Annotated in this window: 20 protein-coding genes and 1 riboswitch; of the genes, 16 read left to right on the top strand and 4 right to left on the bottom strand. The window is 71.4% G+C overall.

Going from position 1 to position 22,181, the window contains the following annotated elements:
• Window positions 1–4: 4 nt before the first annotated feature.
• The 4 genes from dxs (at window position 5) to RV986_RS07750 (ending at window position 4,496) form a co-directional block, all read left to right on the top strand.
• Entirely contained in the window at window positions 5–2,008 is a 2,004-nt protein-coding gene (dxs, locus tag RV986_RS07765) for a 1-deoxy-D-xylulose-5-phosphate synthase (protein ID WP_475916675.1), read from the top strand.
• Window positions 2,005–3,405, top strand: coding sequence for an aspartate aminotransferase family protein (locus RV986_RS07760; RefSeq protein ID WP_475916674.1), 1,401 nt, complete (start codon window positions 2,005–2,007; stop codon window positions 3,403–3,405). The genes dxs and RV986_RS07760 overlap by 4 nt, the downstream gene beginning before the upstream one ends.
• Window positions 3,406–3,627: 222 nt before the next feature.
• Window positions 3,628–4,281: a helix-turn-helix domain-containing protein gene (locus RV986_RS07755; protein ID WP_475916673.1), complete on the top strand. Its 654-nt coding sequence runs from the start codon at window positions 3,628–3,630 to the stop codon at window positions 4,279–4,281.
• A gap of 98 nt (window positions 4,282–4,379) precedes the next feature.
• Window positions 4,380–4,496 carry a DUF6126 family protein gene (locus RV986_RS07750; protein ID WP_054232722.1) on the top strand — a complete coding sequence of 39 codons (117 nt, stop codon included), beginning with the start codon at window positions 4,380–4,382 and terminating at the stop codon, window positions 4,494–4,496.
• Window positions 4,497–4,522: 26 nt separating this feature from the next.
• On the opposite strand, the gene RV986_RS07745 is transcribed toward RV986_RS07750, so the two are convergent.
• On the bottom strand, window positions 4,523–5,320 hold the full coding sequence (locus RV986_RS07745; RefSeq protein ID WP_475916672.1) for a tyrosine-protein phosphatase: 798 nt from the start codon (window positions 5,318–5,320) through the stop codon (window positions 4,523–4,525).
• 182 nt (window positions 5,321–5,502) lie between these two features.
• Here RV986_RS07745 and RV986_RS07740 point away from each other — a divergent pair, with 182 nt between their 5' ends.
• The 5 genes from RV986_RS07740 (at window position 5,503) to RV986_RS07720 (ending at window position 11,293) form a co-directional block, all read left to right on the top strand.
• Window positions 5,503–7,590, top strand: a complete 2,088-nt coding sequence (locus tag RV986_RS07740; protein ID WP_475916671.1) for an alpha-galactosidase — start codon at window positions 5,503–5,505, stop codon at window positions 7,588–7,590.
• A gap of 301 nt (window positions 7,591–7,891) precedes the next feature.
• Window positions 7,892–8,048, top strand: a riboswitch (cyclic di-AMP (ydaO/yuaA leader).
• A gap of 4 nt (window positions 8,049–8,052) precedes the next feature.
• Complete coding sequence (locus RV986_RS07735) at window positions 8,053–9,030, top strand: M23 family metallopeptidase (protein ID WP_475916670.1); 978 nt, start codon at window positions 8,053–8,055, stop codon at window positions 9,028–9,030.
• A 351-nt stretch (window positions 9,031–9,381) separates the two neighbouring features.
• The gene (locus RV986_RS07730; RefSeq protein ID WP_475916669.1) at window positions 9,382–9,651 is read left to right on the top strand and encodes a hypothetical protein; all 270 of its coding nucleotides are present in this window, start codon (window positions 9,382–9,384) and stop codon (window positions 9,649–9,651) included.
• Window positions 9,648–10,364, top strand: a complete 717-nt coding sequence (locus tag RV986_RS07725; protein WP_475916668.1) for a DUF6250 domain-containing protein — start codon at window positions 9,648–9,650, stop codon at window positions 10,362–10,364. The genes RV986_RS07730 and RV986_RS07725 overlap by 4 nt, the downstream gene beginning before the upstream one ends.
• A 143-nt stretch (window positions 10,365–10,507) precedes the next feature.
• Window positions 10,508–11,293: an SGNH/GDSL hydrolase family protein gene (locus tag RV986_RS07720; protein WP_475916667.1), complete on the top strand. Its 786-nt coding sequence runs from the start codon at window positions 10,508–10,510 to the stop codon at window positions 11,291–11,293.
• Between the two features lie 198 nt (window positions 11,294–11,491).
• On the opposite strand, the gene RV986_RS07715 is transcribed toward RV986_RS07720, so the two are convergent.
• From RV986_RS07715 to RV986_RS07705, 3 genes are all read right to left on the bottom strand, one after another.
• Window positions 11,492–12,112 carry a TetR/AcrR family transcriptional regulator gene (locus RV986_RS07715; RefSeq protein WP_475916666.1) on the bottom strand — a complete coding sequence of 207 codons (621 nt, stop codon included), beginning with the start codon at window positions 12,110–12,112 and terminating at the stop codon, window positions 11,492–11,494.
• Between the two features lie 315 nt (window positions 12,113–12,427).
• On the bottom strand, window positions 12,428–13,654 hold the full coding sequence (locus tag RV986_RS07710) for a Glu/Leu/Phe/Val dehydrogenase dimerization domain-containing protein (RefSeq protein ID WP_475916665.1): 1,227 nt from the start codon (window positions 13,652–13,654) through the stop codon (window positions 12,428–12,430).
• Window positions 13,651–15,264 (bottom strand): 5-guanidino-2-oxopentanoate decarboxylase, encoded by a 1,614-nt coding sequence (locus RV986_RS07705; protein WP_475916664.1) that lies wholly within the window; start codon window positions 15,262–15,264, stop codon window positions 13,651–13,653. The genes RV986_RS07710 and RV986_RS07705 overlap by 4 nt, the downstream gene beginning before the upstream one ends.
• Before the next feature lie 245 nt (window positions 15,265–15,509).
• Here RV986_RS07705 and RV986_RS07700 point away from each other — a divergent pair, with 245 nt between their 5' ends.
• The 7 genes from RV986_RS07700 to RV986_RS07670 all read left to right on the top strand — a co-directional run bounded on the left by RV986_RS07700 (window position 15,510) and on the right by RV986_RS07670 (window position 22,130).
• Window positions 15,510–16,283: an MFS transporter gene (locus RV986_RS07700; protein WP_475916663.1), complete on the top strand. Its 774-nt coding sequence runs from the start codon at window positions 15,510–15,512 to the stop codon at window positions 16,281–16,283.
• A gap of 509 nt (window positions 16,284–16,792) precedes the next feature.
• Window positions 16,793–16,954, top strand: coding sequence for a hypothetical protein (locus RV986_RS07695; protein WP_475916662.1), 162 nt, complete (start codon window positions 16,793–16,795; stop codon window positions 16,952–16,954).
• A gap of 71 nt (window positions 16,955–17,025) precedes the next feature.
• Entirely contained in the window at window positions 17,026–18,243 is a 1,218-nt protein-coding gene (locus RV986_RS07690) for an MBL fold metallo-hydrolase (RefSeq protein WP_475916661.1), read from the top strand.
• Window positions 18,244–18,600: 357 nt separating this feature from the next.
• Complete coding sequence (locus RV986_RS07685) at window positions 18,601–20,682, top strand: sensor histidine kinase (RefSeq protein WP_475916660.1); 2,082 nt, start codon at window positions 18,601–18,603, stop codon at window positions 20,680–20,682.
• Between the two features lie 74 nt (window positions 20,683–20,756).
• Window positions 20,757–21,191 carry a roadblock/LC7 domain-containing protein gene (locus RV986_RS07680; RefSeq protein WP_475916659.1) on the top strand — a complete coding sequence of 145 codons (435 nt, stop codon included), beginning with the start codon at window positions 20,757–20,759 and terminating at the stop codon, window positions 21,189–21,191.
• A 2-nt stretch (window positions 21,192–21,193) separates the two neighbouring features.
• Complete coding sequence (locus RV986_RS07675) at window positions 21,194–21,565, top strand: DUF742 domain-containing protein (RefSeq protein ID WP_475924210.1); 372 nt, start codon at window positions 21,194–21,196, stop codon at window positions 21,563–21,565.
• Complete coding sequence (locus RV986_RS07670) at window positions 21,543–22,130, top strand: GTP-binding protein (RefSeq protein WP_475916658.1); 588 nt, start codon at window positions 21,543–21,545, stop codon at window positions 22,128–22,130. Before RV986_RS07675 ends, RV986_RS07670 begins: the two co-directional genes overlap by 23 nt.
• Window positions 22,131–22,181: the final 51 nt, after the last annotated feature.

The following is a 22,181-nucleotide window of genomic DNA, read 5'->3' as shown; positions in this document are numbered from 1 at the left end:
GAGCGTGACGATTCTGGAGAACATCGGGGGACCACGCGACCTGAAGGCGCTGTCCGAGGCGAAAGTCGGTGAACTGGCCGCGGAGATCCGGGAGTTCCTGGTGCACGCGGTGGCCAGGACCGGCGGTCACCTCGGGCCCAATCTGGGGGTGGTGGAACTCTCCATCGCCCTTCACCGGGTCTTCGAGTCGCCCGTCGACCGCATCCTGTGGGACACCGGCCACCAGAGCTATGTGCACAAGTTGTTGACGGGGCGTCAGGATTTCTCCAAGCTGCGCGGCAAGGGCGGCCTGTCCGGCTATCCCTCGCGTGAGGAGTCCGAGCACGACATCATCGAGAACAGCCACGCCTCCACGGCGCTCGGCTGGGCGGACGGACTCGCCAAGGCCCGCCAGGTACAGGGCGAGAAGGGCCATGTCGTCGCGGTCATCGGCGACGGCGCGCTGACCGGCGGCATGGCGTGGGAGGCGCTGAACAACATCGCCGCCGCCAAGGACCGTCCGCTGATCATCGTCGTCAACGACAACGAACGCTCGTACGCGCCGACCATCGGCGGCCTCGCGAACCACCTCGCGACCCTGCGTACGACCGACAGTTACGAGCAGGTCCTCGCCTGGGGCAAGGACGTACTGCTGCGCACACCCGTAGTCGGACACACGATCTACGAGTCGCTGCACGGCGCGAAGAAGGGCTTCAAGGACGCCTTCGCGCCGCAGGGCATGTTCGAGGACCTCGGGCTCAAGTACGTGGGACCGATCGACGGGCACGACATCGGGGCCGTGGAGTCCGCGCTGCGGCGCGCGAAGCGCTTCCACGGGCCGGTGCTGGTGCACTGTCTGACCGAGAAGGGGCGTGGTTACGAGCCCGCCCTCGCGCACGAGGAGGACCACTTCCACACGGTCGGCGTGATGGACCCGCTCACGTGCGAGCCGCTCGCGCCCTCCAACGGACCTTCCTGGACCTCGGTGTTCGGCGAGGAGATCGTCCGGATCGGCGAGGAGCGCGAGGACGTCGTGGCGATCACGGCGGCCATGCTGCACCCGGTGGGGCTCGGGAAGTTCGCCGAGCGGTTCCCCGACCGGGTGTGGGACGTCGGGATCGCCGAACAGCACGCCACGGTGTCCGCGGCCGGGCTCGCCACCGGCGGTCTCCACCCGGTCGTCGCCGTCTACGCGACCTTCCTCAACCGGGCCTTCGACCAGCTCCTCATGGACGTCGCGCTGCACCGCTGCGGTGTGACCTTCGTGCTGGACCGGGCGGGGGTCACCGGCGTCGACGGTGCCTCGCACAACGGCATGTGGGACATGTCGATCCTCCAGGTGGTGCCGGGCCTCAGGATCGCGGCGCCGCGCGATGCCGACCAACTGCGGGCCCAGTTGCGGGAGGCGGTCGCCGTCGACGACGCGCCGACCCTCGTCCGCTTCCCGAAGGAGTCGGCGGGTCCCGCGATTCCCGCGGTCGACCATGTGGGAGGGGTCGACGTCCTGCACCGTTCCGCGCAGACCCCGCAGGTCCTCCTGGTCGCCGTCGGCGTCATGGCGCCCGTCTGCCTCCAGGCCGCCGAGCTGCTGGAGGCCCGTGGCGTCGGCTGCACGGTCGTGGACCCGCGCTGGGTCAAACCCGTCGACCCGGCGCTGCCCGGCCTCGCCGCCGAGCACCGGCTCGTCGCGGTCGTCGAGGACAACAGCCGGGCGGCCGGTGTCGGCGCGGCGGTCGCGCTGGCGCTCGGGGACGCCGAGGTCGACGTGCCCGTACGGCGGTTCGGGATCCCGGAGCAGTTCCTCGCGCATGCCAAGCGCGGGGAGGTGCTGGCCGACATAGGTCTCACGCCCGTGGAGATCGCCGGGCGGATCAGCGCCGGCCTGGCTGTCAAGGACGCGTTGCCGAAGAACGGGCTGTCGAACGGCGCGTTGGCGAACGGCGCGTTGTCGAAGGGCGGGCTGTCGAGGGACGGGCTGTCGAAGGGCGAACCGTCCATGGATGAGTTGTCCAAGGAGAAACAGGAATGACCGACCCTGCTCAGAAGCGGGAGTTCGATCTCGGCGCGCTGCTGGCCGAGCGCGGAGCCGAGCGCTACGAGCTGCACGCCAAGTACCTGAACCACCAGCTCCCGCGCATGCTGCACACCATCGGCTTCGACAAGGTGTACGAGCGGGCCGAGGGCGCGCACTTCTGGGACGCGGACGGCAACGACTACCTGGACATGCTCGCCGGGTTCGGGGTGATGGGCCTGGGCCGCCACCACCCCGTCGTCCGCGGCGCGCTGCACGACGTCCTGGACGCCTCGCTCGCCGACCTCACCCGCTTCGACTGCCAGCCCCTGCCCGGCCTGCTGGCGGAGAAGCTGCTCACCCACAGCCCGCACCTGGACCGGGTGTTCTTCGGCAACAGCGGTACGGAGGCCGTGGAGACCGCGCTGAAGTTCGCCCGGTACGCCACCGGGAAGCCGAGGATCCTCTACTGTTCCCACGCCTTCCACGGGCTGACCACCGGCTCGCTGTCCGTGAACGGCGAGGACGGCTTCCGCGACGGGTTCGCCCCGCTGCTGCCCGACACCGCCGTTCCGCTCGGTGACCTGGGCGCACTGGCGAGGGAGTTGAAGAAGGGCGACGTCGCCGGCCTGATCGTCGAGCCCATCCAGGGCAAGGGCGTGCACGACGCCCCGCCCGGATATCTGCGCGCCGCCCAGGAACTGCTGCACAAGCACAAGGCGCTGCTCATCGCGGACGAGGTGCAGACGGGCCTCGGGCGGACCGGGGACTTCTACGCCTACCAGCACGAGGAGGGCGTCGAACCCGACCTGGTGTGTGTGGCCAAGGCGCTCTCCGGCGGCTATGTGCCGGTCGGCGCGACCCTCGGCAAGGACTGGATCTTCAAGAAGGTCTACTCGTCCATGGACCGGGTCCTGGTCCACTCGGCGAGCTTCGGGTCCAACGCGCAGGCCATGGCGGCGGGCCTCGCCGTGCTCTCCGTGATGGAGAACGAACAGATCGTCGCCAACGCCCGGGCGACGGGGGAGCAGCTGAAGTCCCGGCTCGCGGCACTCGTCGACACGTACGAGCTGCTGAGCGACGTACGGGGCCGGGGCCTGATGATCGGCATCGAGTTCGGGCGGCCCAAGTCGCTGAAGCTGCGCAGCCGCTGGACCATGCTGCAGACCGCCCGCAAGGGCCTGTTCGCGCAGATGGTCGTCGTCCCGCTGCTCCAGCGGCACCGGATCCTCACCCAGGTCTCCGGCGACCACCTGGAGGTGATCAAACTGATTCCGCCGCTGATCATCGGCGAGCGGGACGTGGACCGGTTCGTGGAGGCGTTCACCGCCGTGATGGAGGACGCGCACAACGGTGGCGGCCTGATGTGGGACTTCGGCAAGACACTGGTCAAGCAGGCGGTGGCCAACCGCTAGACCTGAGGCACCACAAGGGGCGGGCCCGCGCCACGGGCCCGCCCGCTCCGTTGACGGGCGACTCGGAGAGTCCGTCGGCGACGGGCGTACGGGGTGTGTCCGCCCGCACGGACGGTGGGGCTCGCAGGGGCGGGCCCCACTCGTGTCGACCGGAGGCCCGTGGGTTTTGCCTCAGAGGCAAGAAATTTGCCCGAGAGGCAATGTTGCGGCTCAATGGAGTGCATGAGCCCTGTCGAGTCGGGGGCGGCCGCCACGCCGCCCGAGCCCGGGACAGCCGAGGCGCTGCCCGTCGTCGCACCGCAGCTGCGTGAGCTGCGCCGCCGTGCCTCGCTGACCCTGGAGGCCGCGGCCCGTGCCGCCGGACTCTCGGCCGCTCACCTCTCCCGGCTGGAGACGGGGCAGCGCCAGCCCTCGCTGCCGATGCTGCTCGCACTCGCTCGTATCTACGGTACGACGGTCTCGGAACTGCTGGGCGAGACCGTGGCCGAACGCAACGCGATCATCCTGGCCGCCGACATGGAGCCGACCAGGGCGGGCGGCTGGACCTACTGGCCGGCAGGTGCCCCGGGCCGCGGGATGCAGGCACTGCGGGTGCACGTCCCGTACGGCTCGCAGGGCGACATCGTGCGCGTCCACCCCGGCGAGGAGTGGCTCTACGTCCTCCAGGGACGGCTGCGGCTGCGTCTCGGGGACACCGCGCAGGTGCTCGCGCCCGGTGACAGCGCGCACTTCGACTCACTGACCCCGCACCGCATCGCGGCCGCCGATCACTCGGGGGCCGAACTCCTCTTCGTACACACCCTGCTGCAGAGCCCCACCGCCGCGCTGTGCCTCGGCCCGGCGGCGGGGCACCCGATCCTGGGAGAGACGCCATGACGCACCCCACGGAACCCGCCCACCCCGCGGATCCCGCACACCCCATGGAAACCGCCGTACCGGCCGTGCCTGCCGTACCCGACACCCGGCGGCGCGCCATGGTGGAGAAGTTCCCCCGCGCCCTGTGGGTGCGGCTCTTCATCTACATCGCGGTCGGCCATCTCTTCGCGGCCTTCATCTACCTGCTGTTCGAGCTGGGCGGACAGAACCAGTAGCCCCCGTCCGTCTCGCCCCCCCGGGGTCAGTCGAGCAGGCGCTCGCGCAGCCGCTCCCGCTGCTCCGGGGTGACCCCGAGGCCCCGCTCCAGGTAGGTGTCCACGCCGCCCCAGGTCTCCTCGATCGTCTCGAAGGCCGCCGTCAGATACTCGGCGCGCGCGTCGAAGAGCGGGCTGAGCAGCTCCATGACCTCGGGGGAGCGGTCCGCTGCCGAGGAGCCGTTGCGGCGGACCTTGTAGCGGCGGTGCTTCGCGTTCGACTCCAGGTAGTCGGCCACGATCGCGTCGCGCTCGACGTCCAGGGCGAGGAGCGTCACGGCTATGGACAGGCCCGCGCGGTCCTTGCCCGCCGCGCAGTGCATCAGCGCGGGCACACTGTCCTCGGCCAGGGCGTACAGCACCTGGGAGTGCTCGGCGGTGCGGTCCTTGACGATCTCGCGGTAGGAACCGATCATCCGGTTCGCCGCCCCGCCGTCACCGAGGTGGGTGCGCAGCTGCTCGATGTCGCCGTCACGGACCATCTTCCAGAACTCGCTGCCGTCGGCCGGGTCCGTCAGCGGAAGGTTCACATTCCGTACACCCGGCAGTTCGACGTCCGGCCCCTCCAGCTTCTGGTCCGCGGCATTGCGGAAGTCGAAGATCGTGTGCAGCCCGAGCGAGGAGAGGAACGCGGCGTCCTCCGCCGTGGCGTGCGCGAGATGACCGCTGCGGAACAGCCGACCGTGGCGCACCCGGCGGCCGTCCACGGTGGGCAGGCCGCCCACGTCTCGGAAGTTGCGCACTCCGGCCAGCTCGGGCTCGGTCGACGGGACCTGCTGCGTCACGGGGGCTCCTCCCATTGGGCCGCCGGCACTGCTCGGCGTCGCTCGCCGGCGGGAATCGCGCTCTCGACGATACGACATGGGTTCCTCAGGCAATGAAGTTGTCCACAGCCGTTGCCTCGCGGATGAGACGCCGTTGATGATGTTGGTGCCTGAGTGTGACTGTTCGAATCTGTGAGGATTTGATGATTGAGACTGGCGGAGATGGTCGTACGTGGCTTCTTTCGGGGTCCACGAGTGGCTACGCACTGCGGCTGACCGAACTCGACGAGCTGCTCCATCTGCACTGGGGCCCACGGATCACGCTCGCCGACGCCGAGTCGCTGGCCGCCCTGCCCGGCCCGCCGTACCGGCCCTTCGAGTCCCGGCTCGACGGGCGCGAGGAGTATCCCGTCGAGGGCGGCCCCCGCTTCGTACGCCCGGCGCTGTCCGTCCGGACGGACGAACGGCGCGGCACCGAATGGCGGTTCGAGGGGTACGAGGCCGACGGTGACGAACTGCGGCTGCGCTTTCTGGACGACGGGCTCGCCGTCACGCTGCACTACCGGATGCGCGGAGACGTCGTCGAGCGCTGGGTGACCCTCGCCAACGAAGCCGACCAAGCCGACGAAGGCGCCTCCCTGGAGCTGCTGCGCGCCGACTCCGCGACCTGGACGCTGCCCGAGCGCGACGGCTGGCGGCTCTCCCAGCTGCACGGCCGGTGGGCGGCCGAGTCCCGGCTTGAGCGGTCCTCCCTCACCTACGGTGAGAAGGTCATCGGCAGCCGCCGCGGGCACACCGGGCACCAGCATCTGCCGTGGGTCGCGCTCGACAGCGGGGCGACCGAGGAGAGCGGCGAGGTGTACGGGTGCGCGCTCGGCTGGTCGGGCTCGTGGCGGATCTGTGTGGCCCAGCTCCCCGACGCGCGCGTGCAGATCTCCGGTGGCGCGGGGTACGACGACTCGGGGCTGCTGCGACTGGAGCCGGGGGAGTCGTTCACCACGCCCGTCTTCGCGGGGCTGTGGAGCGACGGCGGCTTCGGCGGGGCGAGCCGCGCCTGGCACGCCTACCAGCGCGCGTACGTCATCCCGGACGCGGACCAGGACCGGCCGGTGCTGTTCAACTCCTGGGAGGCCACCCACTTCGACATCTCCGAGGAGCAGCAGCGGGAGCTGGCCCGGCGGGCCGCGGCGATGGGTGTCGAGCTGTTCGTGGTCGACGACGGCTGGTTCGGGGAGCGGACCAGCGACCGCGCCGGGCTCGGTGACTGGTCGCCCAACCCGGACCGCTTCCCGCAGGGGCTGAAGCCGCTCGCCGACGACGTGCACGCGCTCGGTATGCAGTTCGGGATCTGGGTCGAACCGGAAATGGTCAACCCGGACAGCGAGCTGTATCGCGCGCACCCCGACTGGGTGCAGTTCCAACCGGGGCGAACCAGGACGGAGTTCCGCAATCAGCTCGTACTGAATCTCGCCCGCCCGGACGTCCAGGAGTATCTGTGGGAGCAGCTCGACGGTCTGCTCTCCGGCGCCCCGATCGACTATGTGAAATGGGACTTCAACCGCTGTTTCACGGACGCCGGTTGGCCGGGTGAGCCGTACCCGCAGAAGCTGTGGGTCGAGCACGTGGAGGCCCTGTACGCGCTGCTGGACCGGCTGCGGGCCGCGCATCCCGGGGTCGCCTTCGAGTCCTGCTCCGGCGGTGGCGGCCGGATCGACCTCGGCATCATGGCGCGTACGGACGAGGTGTGGACCTCCGACAACACCGACCCGCTCGACCGGCTCGCGATCCAGTACGGCTTCAGCCAGGTCCACCCTGCCCGGATCATGTCGGCCTGGGTCACCGACAGCCCGAACGCACAGCTCAATGGGCGTGTCAGCTCGCTGCGTCTCCGGTTTGTGAGCGCCATGGCCGGGGTGCTCGGGGTCGGCGGCGATCTGGCCGAGTGGAGCGAGCAGGAACTCGTCGAGGCGCGGGACTGGGTGAAGCTCTACAAAGAGATCCGGCCGGTCGTGCAGCGCGGCGACCTCTACCGGCTGCGCCCTCCGGAGGGCGGGTCGAGTGCGGTCCAGTACGTCCGCGGTGACGAGACCGTCGTCCTGGCCTGGCTCCAGGCCCAGCATTTCGGTGAGCAGGTCGCCCCGCTCCGGCTGCGTGGCCTCGATCCGGGTGCCGCGTACGAATGCCGCGAAACGGGTGAAGTGCATCGGGGTGCGGTGCTGCTGCACCACGGGCTGCGGACGGGCCTGCGAGGCGACCTCGACGCGGCAGTTATCCGACTGCGTCGCGTGTGACTGTTCTGTCCTGAAACGCAGCCTTCATTCCAACTGGCCCTGGAATGAAGCATCGTGGTTCGGCGTGCGTGAGCAGCGTCATATTCGTGACGATGTGTTGCGGCCGCTCTCGCCCAATCCGCCCGAATTTCAGGGCGGTTGAGGGACGAAAACATCCCCCGTTCACGGAGGGTGACGGGAATTCCGGCCTGGATCAAGAAAGGCACGTACACAGAAAAGCCACATGGTTGGCGATGCGCTCCCATCTCGCCTACGTTCGCCCTCAATCCGGACGGACGCCCAATCCTGCCGCCGCCCGGAATCCGCACACCCACCCGTACCCGGCAGGAGCGGGGGACCCACAGGTAGGACGCCTGTTCCGGTCTCCGGAACGGCTAGGGGTACAGCCGCGTGGCCGCGCGGCCGGGCATCTCCAGCCCGCACCCGACAGCTCACCCCGCAGGCGCCGGAGAGGAATTCGTCATGCCCGCGAAGGGTAAGCACCGCCGTCCCAAGTCCCAGCGTTTCACCCGCTCGATCGCCGTGGCCGGAACCGGTGGTGCCGCGCTCGCGCTGCCGCTGATGGGGGCATCCGGCGCCCACGCCGCCACTCCGGCGACCGCCGTTTCCTCGGCTCCGGAAAAGACCGCGGCGGTATCCGAAAAGACCGCGACGGTTGCGGAAAAGGCAGCGACGATTTCGGAAAAGACCGGGACCGTCACTTCCACCGGCGCGACAAAGACCTATGCGGTAAAGGCCGGCGACTGGCTGGCGAAGATCGCCGACCAGCAGAACGTCGCAGGCGGCTGGCAGCGGCTCTACTCCGACAACCGCCAGGCCATCGGCGGCGACCCGTCGTTGATCCACCCGGGCCTGAAGCTGACGATCGGCGAGAAGGCGGCGTCGACCGGCGGCACCAAGCCGTCGACCCAGTCGCCGACCTCGTCGTCCAAGCGGTCGTCCTCCAAGGCCTCCTCCAAGGCATCCACCCAGTCGGCCACAGGGTCGGCCGGCGTGGCGAGTACGCCCAAGGCCCGGGCCGCCGACAGTTCCGGCTACACCCTGCCGGTCGAGGGCGCCGTCATCGGCACCGGCTACAAGGTGGCCGGCGGCATGTGGTCCAGCGGCTACCACACCGGCGTGGACTTCGTGGTCCCGACCGGCACCACCATCAAGTCCATCGCCGCGGGTACGGTCGTCTCGGCCGGCTGGGGCGGCGCCTACGGCAACCAGGTCGTCATCCGGCACGCCGACGGCAGCTATTCGCAGTACGCCCATATGTCCGCCCTCTCCGTCTCGGCGGGGCAGACCGTGGCCGAGGGGCGGCGGATCGGCCTCTCCGGCGCGACCGGCAACGTCACCGGCCCGCATCTGCACTTCGAGATCCGCACCACGCCGAGCTACGGCTCCGACGTGGACCCCGTCGCGTACCTGCGTTCGCACGGTGTCGCCGTCGGCTGACGCCCGCCGCGCCCCCTAGTGATCATGGAGCGCTCCATAAGCGCTCCATAAGCGCTCCATGATCAGCGCATTGCGGTCTTGTGGCAGCGGGGCGCGCGGTCTCGACACCGTGCGGGAGTGGCTCCACAGTGATCTCTGTAAGCGCTTTCTGCGTCTTCGGAGGTCCCAGTGCCCGACGCCCACGCCGACGCCGCCCGGGGCGGTGGGAACGGGGCCGACGACCCGGCGCCCGCCGCGATCGGCGGGTCGGGCCGAGGTGTTGGCGCGCATGGCGGAGGGCGTGAGCTTCGCCGACGGCGAGCGGGTGTCCGCCGACTCGCCCGCGAACCAGTTCGTTTCGGTGGTCGACGGGTGGACGGTCGCGGAGCCTTCCGGATCCTCTTCCGGGCCTGGGGCCTCAACTGCGCCGACCTGGACCGGCGTTGGACGTACGTCGTCCCGTCCGGCAGTGGCGCCCCCGGCTTCCATCGGATCCGGACCGTCGACGTCGACCAGGGCATCTCCGGTCGACGTACACGGACCACTGCCAGGGCGCCGAGACCCGGCGGGTGCCGAAGCCCGCCGGGCATCACCGCTCCGCCCGTCCTCGCCACCACCCCGCGTACGGAAGGAACCTCATGACCACCCGCAGAGCCTTCACGACCCTGGCCGCCGGTGCCGCCCTGGCGACGCTCGTCCCGGCCGCCGCCGCGAGTGCCTCGCCGCGCCACCGCCGGGGCCGGCTCATCGCCCGCGACGGCTTCCGGCACGGCCTCGGCCAATGGGCCAGCGAACTGCAGGACGGGGGCACGGTCACCGCCTCGCGCGGCGTCCTGGAGATCGACGTGCCGAGCGGCGCGACGGTCTGGTTCAAGAAGCGGCTCGCGGGGCCGTACGTCGTCGAGTACACCGCCACGCCGGTCTCCGAGGGTGGTGTCAACGACCGGGTCTCCGACCTCAACAACTTCTGGAACGCCGTCGACGTACGTTCCCCGGACGACCTCTTCGCCACGCCACGCGGCGGCGCCCTCGCCGAATACGACTACCTGAAGACGTACTACGTCGGGTACGGCGCCAACACCAACACGACGACGCGGCTGCGCCGGTACGTGGGGGAGGCGGGCGTCCGCCCGCTGATCTACGACTACACGCAGCCGCTTCTGACGGCCAACGAGCCCCACCGCGTCCGTATCGTCTCGGACGGCTCGACGGTCCAGTGGTGGAACAACGGGCGACCGGTCTTCGACTACCGCGACCCGGAGCCCTACACGAGCGGGCACTTCGCGTTCCGGACCACCTGGAGTCACTTCCGGATCACGGACTTCCAGGTGTGGCGGCTGTTCAACCACTCCTGAGAGTGCCTTATTCCGGATTAACCGACACTTTACGAGTGGCTTATCTCACCCCCCGTCAACCCTTTCTTACGGTCGCGTAGCTCACATCGAAAGGTGAATCATGGGCCGATGTGGCAGACGATTCGAAGAATGACAACAGATCAGTGATCGGGTCGTACGTGGCGGTGGGGGACAGCTTCACCGAAGGCGTCGGCGATCTCGGGCCCGACGGGGCGTTCGTCGGGTGGGCCGACCGGTTCGCGGTGCTTCTCGCGGACCGACGGCCCGAGGGCGACTTCACCTACACCAACCTCGCCGTACGCGGGAAACTGCTCGACCAGGTCGTCGACGACCAGCTCAGGCGCGCCAAGGAACTCGCGCCCGACCTGGTCTCCTTCTGCGCGGGCGGCAACGACATCATCCGGCCCGGAACCGACCCCGACGAGGTCGCGGAGCGCTTCGAGCGCGCGATTCGCGACGTCACCTCCGCGGTGGGCACCGTCATGGTGACGACCGGCTTCGACACCCGTGGCGTTCCCGTGCTGAAGCATCTGCGCGGCAAGATCGCCACGTACAACGGGCACGTACGGGCCATCGCGGACCGGTACGGCTGTCCGGTGCTCGACCTGTGGTCCCTGAAGACGATTCAGGACCGCCGTGCCTGGGACGGCGACCGCCTGCACCTGTCGCCCGAGGGCCACACCCGGGTCGCGCTGCGCGCCGGCCAGGTCCTCGGTTTTGAAGTCCCCGCCGACCCCGACCAGCCCTGGCCTCCGTTGCCGCCCCGCGGCACGTTGGAGGTCCGGCGCGACGACATCCACTGGGCCCGCGAGTACCTCGTCCCGTGGATCGGGCGGCGCCTGCGCGGGGAGTCCTCCGGCGACCACGTGGCGGCCAAGGGAAGCCTCTCACCGGACGACATCAAGATGCGGATCGAGTCGGTGGCCTGAGCGACGGGTCTGCGACGCGCCGACGTCCCGGCCGCCGGTGCACGACGGCCGCCGGTGCGCGAGGAGTTGGCGGCTCGAAGGGGGCGCGTCGCCCGTCACCGGGCCGCCGGGGAGTGGGCCGGGGCACCGGGAGAGGAGTGCCGGGCAGGTTCGGTGGTTGCTCAGCCGATCCGTCCGGCAGGGCGCGAGGCGCGTGCCTCAGCGCACGGCTGCCGCCAACGCCTCCCGTTCGAGCCCCAGTTCCCGTGCGAGCGCGTCGTCCACCCACTCGTGGGCCCGTGCCCGCGACACCGCTCCCGTGTAGGCGGTCATCTGCACGGCCAGCCCGTCGAGCAGGGCGGTCAACCGGAGGGCGGCCCCCGTGGGGTCGGGGCAGCGGAACTCGCCCCCGGCCACTCCCTCCGCGATGACCTCGGTGATCGCGGCCTTCCACTGCCTGTCGAGGTCGCGGGTGACGTCCCGCAGCGCGGGCTCGCGCAGGGCCGCCCCCCAGCCCTCGATCCACAGCCGCCAGCCCTTGGCCTGGCCGGTCGGCGCGTACCAGCGCACGGCGGCGCGCAGCCGTCGCAGCGCCGACGTACGACGGCCGAGCAGTTTGCGCAGATGGGCGAGGTCGCCCTCGGCCGCGTAGGTGAACGCGGCGGCCACCAGCTTCTCCTTGGTCGAGAAGTGGTACAGCACCAACGCGTTGCTCACCCCGAGGGCCGAGGCCACGTCGGCGATCCGCACCGCCGCCACTCCCCGCGCCTCGATCTGCTCGATGGCGGCCCGCAGCAACTCCCCGCGCCGCTCGGCCACGCTCAACCGCACCCTTGCCACGCGGTTACCCTAATCCCTCGCCGGGGTCGGTAAACCCCTCACCAGGATCAGTCGACGAACTGGTAGTCGATCCGGATGCGGCCGTCCTCCCCCAGGATCAGGAAATCCCGGCCGCCGCCGGTGGCTCGTCCCTCTCCGGTGTGGAAGGACGAATTCGTCGTAGGCACGCGTCACGCGCGCGTGCGGCTCGTCGTGGCCACGGGCCTCCAGGACCGTGGTGGTGAAGCCGAGGCCCACCGCCCGTTCGTGCATCTCCTGGGGCGGCCGCAGGACGTGCAGACCGTCCTCCGCACGGACGGACCCGCGGGCCGGCGGTCAGCGGTACCAGCCGAACCGCTCGGCGATCACCGGCAGCCGGTCGGCGACGATGGCGTGCGCGGCGGCCCGCGGTGTCGTCCCGTCGGCCTCCGAGCGGGCCAGCATCCGGTCGATCAGGTCGCGCATGGAACGCCGGGTGTACGCGAACGCCTCGTCCGCGTCCGCGTCGATGTCGCCGAAGAGCGTCCACCACCACCAGGCGTTCGTGCCGGAGTTGACCACGACGTCCGGCAGAACCACGACCCCGCGCGCGGCCAGCAGTTCCTCCGCCCGGGGCAGTACGGGCATGTTGGCCGCCTCGACGATCCAGCGGGCGGTGATCAGCTCCTGGTTCGTCGTGTCGATCGCGTACGAGACGGCCGCGGGCACCAGCACCTCCGCGTCCGCGGACAGCCAGGCGTCGGCCAAAAGCTCCTGGTCGGCCGGGCGCAGCGCCGCACGGTCGACCGTCCCGTAGGCGTCCCGCGCCGCCAGCAGCGCGTCGACGTCGAGCCCGGCCGGGTTCGCGATCGTGCCCTTGATGTCAGCGACGGCGACGACCCTGAGCCCCGCGCGCGTGAGGAAGCGCGCCGTGGCCCCGCCCATGGTGCCCAGGCCCTGCACGGCCACGCGCGTGCCCTGGTATGCCGTCCCGGCGCGGTCCAGGGCCGCGAGCACGGACTCGGCGACACCGCAGCCGCCGACCAGTTCGTCGAGACCGATCCCGTCCACCTCGACCGCGAAGGCGTCCGCGAGCCGCCGCCGGGCCGTCGTCTCGTCGTCGAGCAGCGGGTACACGGCCTGGATGGACGAGACGAGCCCCGCCTCCTCGGCGGCACGGTCGACCAGGTCCTGGGTGAGCCCGAGGTCCTCGCCGGTGGTCCAGAAACTCTCGATGTACGGGCGCATGGCCCGCAGGTAGCGCACCAGGAGGCCGTACGCCGCCGGGTCCTGGGGATCGCAGTCGATGCCGCCCTTGGCGCCGCCCAGCGGGATGTAGCGGCCCTCGGGGTTGTAGTGCAGGGCCTCCTTCATGGTCATGCCGCGGGCGAGCCCGGCGACCTCGTCCAGGGTGCAGCCGCCGCGCATCCGCAGCCCGCCGCTGGAGACCCCCCGGACGAGCCGGTCGACCACGAGGAAGCCCGGTCTGCCGGTGACGTGGTCGGTCCAGGTGAGCGTCATCAGGGGCGTGTCCGGCGACGCGGTTGGGGGCGTGGTCGCGGGCGTGGTGAGCGGAGCGGTCATGGAGTCTCCTCGGGGACGGTGATCAGGGTGGGACCGGGGGTGTGCAACGCCTCGGTGAGGGCGTGGGCCAGCTCGTCGGGGCGCCTCGCGCGCGTGCCCCGTCCTCCGTAGGCGCGGGCCAGCGCGGGCAGGTCGACCGGTGCGAGGTCCACCGCGGTGGGGCTGTCGCCGCGGGCGGCCATCTCGTCGCGGATCTCTCCGTAGCCGCCGTTGTCGAACACCACGACGGGCAGCGGGAGTCGCAGCTGCGCGGCGGTCGCGAGCTCCTGAACCGTGAACTGGAGGCCGCCGTCCCCGCTCAGCGCCACCACCTGGCGTTGCGGGCAGGCCACCTTGGCGCCGATCGCCGCCGGGAGCGCGTAGCCGAGGGTGCCGAAGCCGGTCGGGTGGAGATAGCGTCCCGCCGGGCCCACCGGGAGATGCGGGAGTGCGCCGTAGTAGCAGCACTGGGCGCTGTCCGAGGTGATGACGGCGTCGTCGGCGAGGACGTCGCGGATCGCGCGCAGGCAGGGGACCCAGCGCGCGTCCCGTCCGGCGGTCTCGGCGTCACGCGCGGCCCGCAGCCCGGCGACCTCGTCGACGCCCACGCGCGGGAGCGGGCCGGTGTCGCCGTCCTGGAGACCCGATTGCGCAAGCAGTTCCTCCAGGGACGCCCGCGCGTCTCCGACGAGCGCGATGTCCGTGGGCGGCCCGGAGTACATCTGGTCCGGATCGACATCGGCCCGGACGAGAGTGCCCCCGAGGGCGGTGGGGGTCGACCAGAAATCGGACTCGGCCAGCTCCGTGCCCACGGCCAGGACGACATCGCGACCCGCCAGCCACTTCTGCACCGACTCAGTGTGCAGCGAGACGCCGAGTGAGAGGGGATGCCGCTCGGGAACGATCCCCTTGCCGTTGGCGGTCGTCACCACGGGAGCGCCCCAGGCTTCCGCGAGGGCGAGACAGGAGGCGGCGGCCCCGCGCGCGCCGCCGCCCAGCACGAGTGCGGGCCGCCGTGCCTCCCGCAGGGCGCGCGCGGCCCGTCGTACGGCCTCGGGGTCCGCCGACGCGGCCGCGGCGGCCGGGGCGAGCCGCACCGGTCCGGCCGCCGCTGCCGCCGTCAGCAGGTCGAGCGGTACCTCGATGTGCGCCGGCCGTGGCCGCCCCGTACGGAAGAGCGTGAACGCGCGCGCCACGGCGGCGCCGATCTCCGCCACCGATGACACCCGGTGGCTGAACGCGGCGACACCCCGCAGCGCCTCGGTCTGGCTGCGCGCCTCGTGCAGCAGCCCGTTCGCCAGCCGGGGATGGCGCAACGGCATGCCCGGCGAGACGACCAGGAGCGGCACGCTGTCCGAGTACGCCTGCCCGACGGCGGCCGCGGCGTTGAGGAGTGCGGGACCGGTGGTCGTGATCACGACACCCGGGCGGCCCGTCACGCGCGCGTACCCGTCGGCGGCGTACCCGGCGCCCTGTTCGTGGCGTGGTGTCGTGTGCCGGACGCCGTACGCGGCCAAGTGCCGGTAGATCTCCAGGTTGTGCGTCCCGGGGATGCCGAACGCGTGCGTCACGTCATGCGCGGCCAGCGCCCGGACGAGTGCCTCGCCGCCGGTGAGAACGCCGGCCTCCATGGTGCCTCCAGAAGCGGTTACTGAATGGCCAGTCAGTATCGGAAGTGGTCACGGACTCTGTCAATTCACTCGACGGACCATCAGTGACGCACCTGCGGCGAGCCGCGCGTGCGGCCCGCCGGACCCGCTCCACGGCAGCCTCAATTCCGTGTCGGCGCCGGGCCGAGCCCGCCTCGGCGCGGCAGCCGCGCTGCCTGCACTCCGCACACGCTCGCGCCAGGCCCGGCGAACAGGGGGAGGCAGCCGTGACCACGCGGACCGCACCGGAGGCCGCGCCGCGCAGCGAAGCCGGGCGTACGGGACCGGTCCTCGCGATCGTCCTGCTCGGCACGTTCATGGCCATCCTCGACGTGGCCGTCGTCAACGTGGCGATTCCGGCGATCCGTTCCGACCTGCACACTTCGTACGGCGGTGTCGAATTCGTCATCTCCGCCTACACCCTCACCCACGCCGCGCTCCTGGTGACCGGCGGGCGCCTCGGCGACGTCTACGGGCGCAAGCGGCTGTTCATCACCGGGCTGCTGGTCTTCTCGGCGGCCTCCGCCCTGTGCGGCGCGGCCCCGGGGGTCGCGATCCTGGTGACGGCCCGCGCGCTCCAGGGCGTTGGCGGCGCGCTGCTCTCCCCTCAGGTCCTCGCCATCATCCAGGTCACCTTCACCGGTGAGCGGCGCGGACGCGCCCTGGGCACGTTCGGAGCCGTCATCGGGATCGCGTCCATCGCGGGCCGGCTCGTCGGCGGCGGCCTGCTCGCCGCCGATGTGTTCGGACTCGGCCGGCGCGCGGTCTTCCTGGTGAACATCCCCGTCGGCCTCTTCGCGGCGCTCGCCGCGTGGCGGGTGCTGTCGGCCGACGAGCCCGCCGAGGACACCCAGCTGGACCGCGCCGGTGTCGGCCTTGCCGCCTTCCTGCTGCTGCTCTGCGTGCCGCTGCTGGAGGGCCGTGACCTGGGCCGGCCCCCTTGGCTGGCCTCTTCGACGACGTCTTCCAGCACTTCCGTGAGCGCCGGCCGCCTCGACTAGGGGCCCGCCGACTACGGCGACTTTCTCGCGTACTACTTCGACCGGTACGGCGAGGACGCCGGCCGGCTCGCCCATCTGCAGCGCGAGGCGCTGGCGTACGGCAAGGGCGCGGTCCCGCACGAGGGACAGCGCACCGAGGTCATCCGGGCCCAGGTGGAGGAGATCGGACGCCGCCGGCGCGACGGCGTGCTCGGCGAGCGGCTCGATCCCGAACTCCTGCGGCTGCTGAGCTTCGCCGCGGCCGGCTGTCCGCGGCTGGTGCCGCAGATCACCCGGATGATGACCGGGCTCGACGCCGACGATCCGGTGTTCCGCGCGCGGTGGGCGGACTTCCCGCGCACGGTGGGCGAGGCGGTGGCGGAGGCGGGGCGCGAGCGGAAAGGGCCCGCCTGGAGCCCGGCCGGCGCCGTGGCCCGGATCCGTGGCCCGGATCCGTGCACCGGGAGCACCCGATCGACACAGGCGTCCGTCGGTGCGCTTCGATCAGTACTTCATGACTTCATGACTTCATGGCGCTGGTCCTCCAGTACTTCATGTACTTCATGGCGCCGGTCCTCCACGGCGCGGAAGAAGAGCGGGCGCTGCGGGGTTACGGGGATACAGGCCGTGGGGGCAACCTCGACGTGTCCGGGTCCGACCTCGCGGTGTGTACCGGGGACGCCGCGCTGTGACACCGTCGACCCGTCGCTGTCAGAGGGGCCGACCATAATGGAAAGCCTGACCGACTCCACTTGGAGGTACCGTGACCGGATTCCGTACGTTGAGCTCCGGGCTCCGCGCGTTGCAGCCCGCCGCCTTCGGCGCGGACCCCGGCGGTGAGCGCATGGAGCGCATCCGTAGATCCCCGAATTTCGCGGACGGTGTCTTCCAGAACCCGGTGAGTGCCCGGACCCGCCCCGACGGCTCCATGCTGGAGTTCGCGAAGATCTTCTTCCGCAAGGAGGAGCGCCTCCATCGCGCCCCGGCGGGCACGGTGCCGGTGCATCCCACCACGCTCGCGGACCTGGCCAAGCCCGCGGCGAGCGGGCTGCGGATGACCTGGATGGGGCACTCCAGTGTGCTCGCCGAGATAGACGGGCACCGTGTGCTGTTCGACCCCGTCTGGGGCGAGCGCTGTTCCCCCTTCAACTTCGTCGGGCCCAAGCGGCTGCACCCGGTGCCCCTGCCGCTGGCCGCGCTCGGCCCGGTCGACGTCGTCGTCATCTCGCACGACCACTACGACCACCTCGACCTGCCCACCATCAAGGCCCTGGCGGACACGGACACGGTCTTCGCGGTGCCGCTCGGAGTCGGCGCGCACCTGGAGCACTGGGGGGTCTCGCCCGACCGGCTGCGCGAGCTGGACTGGAACGAGAGCACCAAGGTCGGCGGCATCTGCCTCACCGCCACACCCGCCCGGCACTTCTGCGGCCGGGGCCTGCGCAACACCCAGCACACGCTGTGGGCGTCCTGGGTGGTGGCGGGCGACGAGCACCGGATCTACCACAGCGGTGACACCGGCTATTTCGAGGGCTTCAAGGACATCGGCGCCGAGCACGGCCCGTTCGACGCCACGATGATCCAGATCGGGGCGTACAGCGAGTTCTGGCCGGACATCCACATGACGCCCGAGGAGGGCATGCGCACCCACCTGGACCTCCAGGGCGGGCGGCCGACCGGCGTGATGCTGCCGATCCACTGGGCCACGTTCAACCTGGCCACCCACCCCTGGGTGGAGCCCGGCGAGGGCTCGATGGCCGCCGCGCACGCGGCGGGCGCGCGCATCGCGCTGCCCCGCCCCGGCCAGCCCTTCGAGCCCACCACCGAGACCGTCCCCGCCGAGCCCTGGTGGCGTGGTGCCGCGGTTCCGCCGCAGGGTGGCTGGCCCGCTGAGCGGAAGACCGAAGTCGATACTCCGAGTGACGCCCTGGGTAAAGCAACGGAGGGCACCGGAGAGCCGGAGACCGTGTCCGCGAGCTGAATTTCCTGAAGATCCGATCGGCGGCGAGGGCCGGGGAGCGAACTGCTCCCCGGCCCTCGCCGTTTGTTCTCGACCGCTTCTGACCAGCTCTGATCGGAACGACGGCTGAAGGGAACGCGTGTCCGGCGGGGTTATCGATCTGTCGTGCGACGCCTCATACCAGAGCGGGACGCTGTCCGGGGGAGTTTGTCAACTGCCCACCGCACATGATGGCTTGGCGACTACTGTCAGTTGCCGTCGGGCGACGCAGGGCCGAATTCTTCGGCTCTCTCGACCGACATCGCGATGGCGCACGCCCCGAGTCGCGCAGACCCGCGGGAGCCCCCGTGGCCCCGACGCACCAGTACGAGGACGCCGATGTCTCACCTCCGCGCACCGGCCGCACGCGAAGACCGCCGTGAGGGCGGGCGGCACGGGCGACCGGCCGCCCGCACCGTCCCCCCACCACCCGAGACCCACCTGCGGCCACAGCTGCTGCGTCTGGCGGTCCTGCCGCCGATCGCGGTGGCCCTCAGCGCCTGTGCGGCCGTGCTGTTCACCGTCCGCTCCACCGGCGCACGCCCCGGCGCCACCCTCTGGGCGGTCCTCGCCGGCGCCGCCGGCGTGGCTCTGGCGGGCATCCTGATCGCTGCCGTGGCCGCCAACCGCGCCGCCAGATCCGTACGGGAACGCGTCGGAGCTCTGCGCCGCGCCAGCGCCCGCACCGAGGCCGACCTGCGCGCCGTCGTCGAGGGCCTGCGCCGGGGCGAGAGCCCGCCTGCGCGCGGGCCGCGCCGCCCGCCCCAGCCGGACGCAGACGAGTTCGAGCTGCTCGCCGCCGACCTCTCCCGCGCGCACGACGGCGCAGTCACCGCCGTCGTGCAGGCGGCGCAACTGTCCAGTCAGGCGGGCAGCGAGCAGAAGGTCGAGGTCTTCGTCAACCTCGCGCGGCGGCTTCAGTCCCTCGTGCACCGCGAGATCTCGATCCTCGACGAGCTGGAGAACGAGATCGAGGACCCGGATCTGCTCAAGGGCCTCTTCCACGTCGACCACCTCGCCACCCGCATCCGTCGGCACGCCGAGAACCTCGCCGTGCTCGGTGGCGCCGTCTCGCGCCGCCAGTGGAGCAACCCCGTCTCCATGACCGAGGTGCTGCGGTCCGCGATCGCCGAGGTCGAGCAGTACTCACGGGTCAAGCTCGTGCCCCCGATCGACGGCACCCTGCGCGGGCACGCCGTCGCCGACGTCATCCACCTGGTGGCCGAACTCGTCGAGAACGCCACGGTGTTCTCGGCCCCGCACACCCAGGTGCTGCTGCGCGCGGGCCTCGTCACCTCCGGGCTCGCCGTCGAGGTCGAGGACCGGGGCCTGGGCATGCCCGTGGGCGAGCAGGACAAGATGAACGCGCTGCTCACCGACCCCGATCAGGTGAATGTCGCGAGCCTCCTCCAGGACGGCCGGATCGGGCTGTTCGTGGTGTCGCAGCTCGCTCGGCGGCACGGCATCCACGTCCGGCTCCAGACCAACATCTACGGCGGTGTGCAGGCCGTACTCGTCGTACCGCAGGCACTGCTGGGCGCGGCGCCGGGCGACCTCGGGGACGTATCGCAGGCGCAGCCCCGGGAGGCGACGGCGGGCGGTCCGCGGCCGACCGCGGGGGCGCAGGCCGTGCCGCCCGCGCCCGTGCCCTCCACGGGCGCGCCGACGTCCTCCGTGCCGCGGCAGCCGCAGCGGGACCCGGCGCCGCCCGCCGCGCCGGTCAGCGGCGGAGCGGCGCCGCTCCCCGTACGCGGCGCCCGCGCGGAGCGGCCCACCCCGGCGGATGCGCTGCCCGGCATCCGCCCCGAGGACCGGCCCGTCGCGGCGCAGAACGCGACCATGCCGCCCACCCCCCGCAACGGCGCGGTCCGCGGAACCATGGGCAAGCCCCAACTGCCCCGGCGACGCGCCCAGGAACACATCGCACCCCAACTGCGCGACGGGCCGACGCCCCGCCAGGACACGGAGTACGTCGTCGGCCACGACCCCGGCCTGATGGCGGCGTTCCAGCGCGGGATCGGGCTCGCGGAGGCCCAGCACGCGGAGGAGCGGCACGGAGGAACACCGCAGCCGGACCAGGCGCACACCGACCCGCTCCATCCGGACCCGCTCCATCCGGACCCGCTCCATCCGGACCCGCTCCATCCGGACCTGCTCCACCCGGAGCCGGGGCACCTCGAAGCGTTGCCGCCGCTGGAAGTGATCCGTGTCGACCAGCCGCCCACGGGCGCACCCCACGGGGACGTACCGCCCCTGGGTGCGGCCCGAACGGCAGTGGACCCCACGGGCATGGCGCACATAGCCGATCCGCACACCGCGCACGCACCCGCCCCGTACGAGGCCCAGGGGACACGCGACAGCGCCCCCGCACCCGGACACGACCTCACGGCCCGGCACGACGGGAGCACACCGGCCGGATGACCACCCCCCTGACCACCCCCACCTCCACCCCCTCCGCTCTCACGGACTTTCGTACCTCAAGGAGTCGATCCACCATGGCGAGCGACGCGCCGACCGCCCATGTATCCGATCTCGACTGGCTGATGAGCGGCCTCGTGCAGCGCGTACCGCACACCACCAGCGCGGTACTCCTCTCCAGCGACGGACTCGTGAAGTCGGTCCACGGCCTCGACCCGGACAGCGCCGACCACATGGCGGCCCTTGCCTCCGGGCTCTACTCGCTCGGCCGCAGCGCGGGCGTGCGCTTCGGAGACGGCGGTGACGTACGCCAGGTCGTCGTCGAACTCGACTCGACCCTGCTGTTCGTCTCCACCGCGGGCTCCGGCACCTGTCTCGCCGTGCTGGCCGGCCGTGAGGCCGACGCGGCGGTCCTCGGCTACGAGATGGCGATGCTGGTCAAGAGCGTCCGCCCGTATCTGATGACCGCGCCCCGGCAGGCCGCCGTGGAACCGTCGGCGATGAGGCCTTGAGCGTGGCCGCGGCCGGCGACGAGCCCTGGCTCGACGACGCGGCCGGACGGCTGGTGCGCCCCTACACGGTCAGCAACGGCCGGACCCGCCCGACCACGGAGCTCGACCTGCTGTCGCAGGTGATGGCCACCGGGGCCACGCCGCTCGGCTACCTCGGCCCCGAGCACAGCCAGGCACTCGAACTGTGCCGGGCACCCGTCTCGGTCGCGGAGATCGCCGCTCATCTGAAGCTGCCCGCGGCGGTCACCAAGGTGCTGCTGTCCGACCTCGTCGACTGCGGAGCGCTGACCACCAAGCCCCCCGAGTTCCACCACAACCCCACTGACCGGTCTCTTCTGGAGGCAGTGCTCGATGGACTACGACGACAGCTCTGATCCCTTTCCCACCGCGTTGAAGATCCTGGTGGCGGGAGGGTTCGGGGTCGGCAAGACGACCTTCGTGGGCGCGGTGAGCGAGATCGCGCCGCTCAGCACGGAGGAGCTGCTCACCACGGTCAGCGCCGCGACCGACAACCTCGAAGGCATCGAGAACAAGGTCGAGACCACCGTGGCCATGGACTTCGGCCGCATCACCCTCGACCCGGAGCATGTGCTGTACCTGTTCGGCACACCCGGGCAGGAGCGGTTCTGGTTCATGTGGGACGAGCTGTCCGAGGGCGCGCTCGGCGCGGTGATCCTCGCCGACACCCGCCGGCTGGAGGACTGCTTCGCCGCCGTCGACTTCTTCGAGCAGCGGGGTCTCGGCTTCATCGTCGCCGTCAACGAGTTCGACGGTGCCTACCGCTACGACCCCGAAGAGGTGCGCGCGGCCATCGACCTCGACCCCCGGATCCCCATCGTGCGCTGCGACGCCCGGATCTCCAGCTCGGGCGTGCAGACCCTGCTCACCCTGGTCCGCCATCTCCTCGCCCACGCCCCGACCCACGCCCCGAGCCGCTGAGCCCGGACCCGACCCACCGTCCCCGCCGCTGAGCCCAGACATGCCCCACCG

It is taken from the genome of Streptomyces sp. RLA012, from assembly GCF_056270325.1.
The sequence above is the reverse complement of the archived record's forward strand: the minus strand, read 5'-3'. Positions and strand labels throughout refer to the sequence as shown.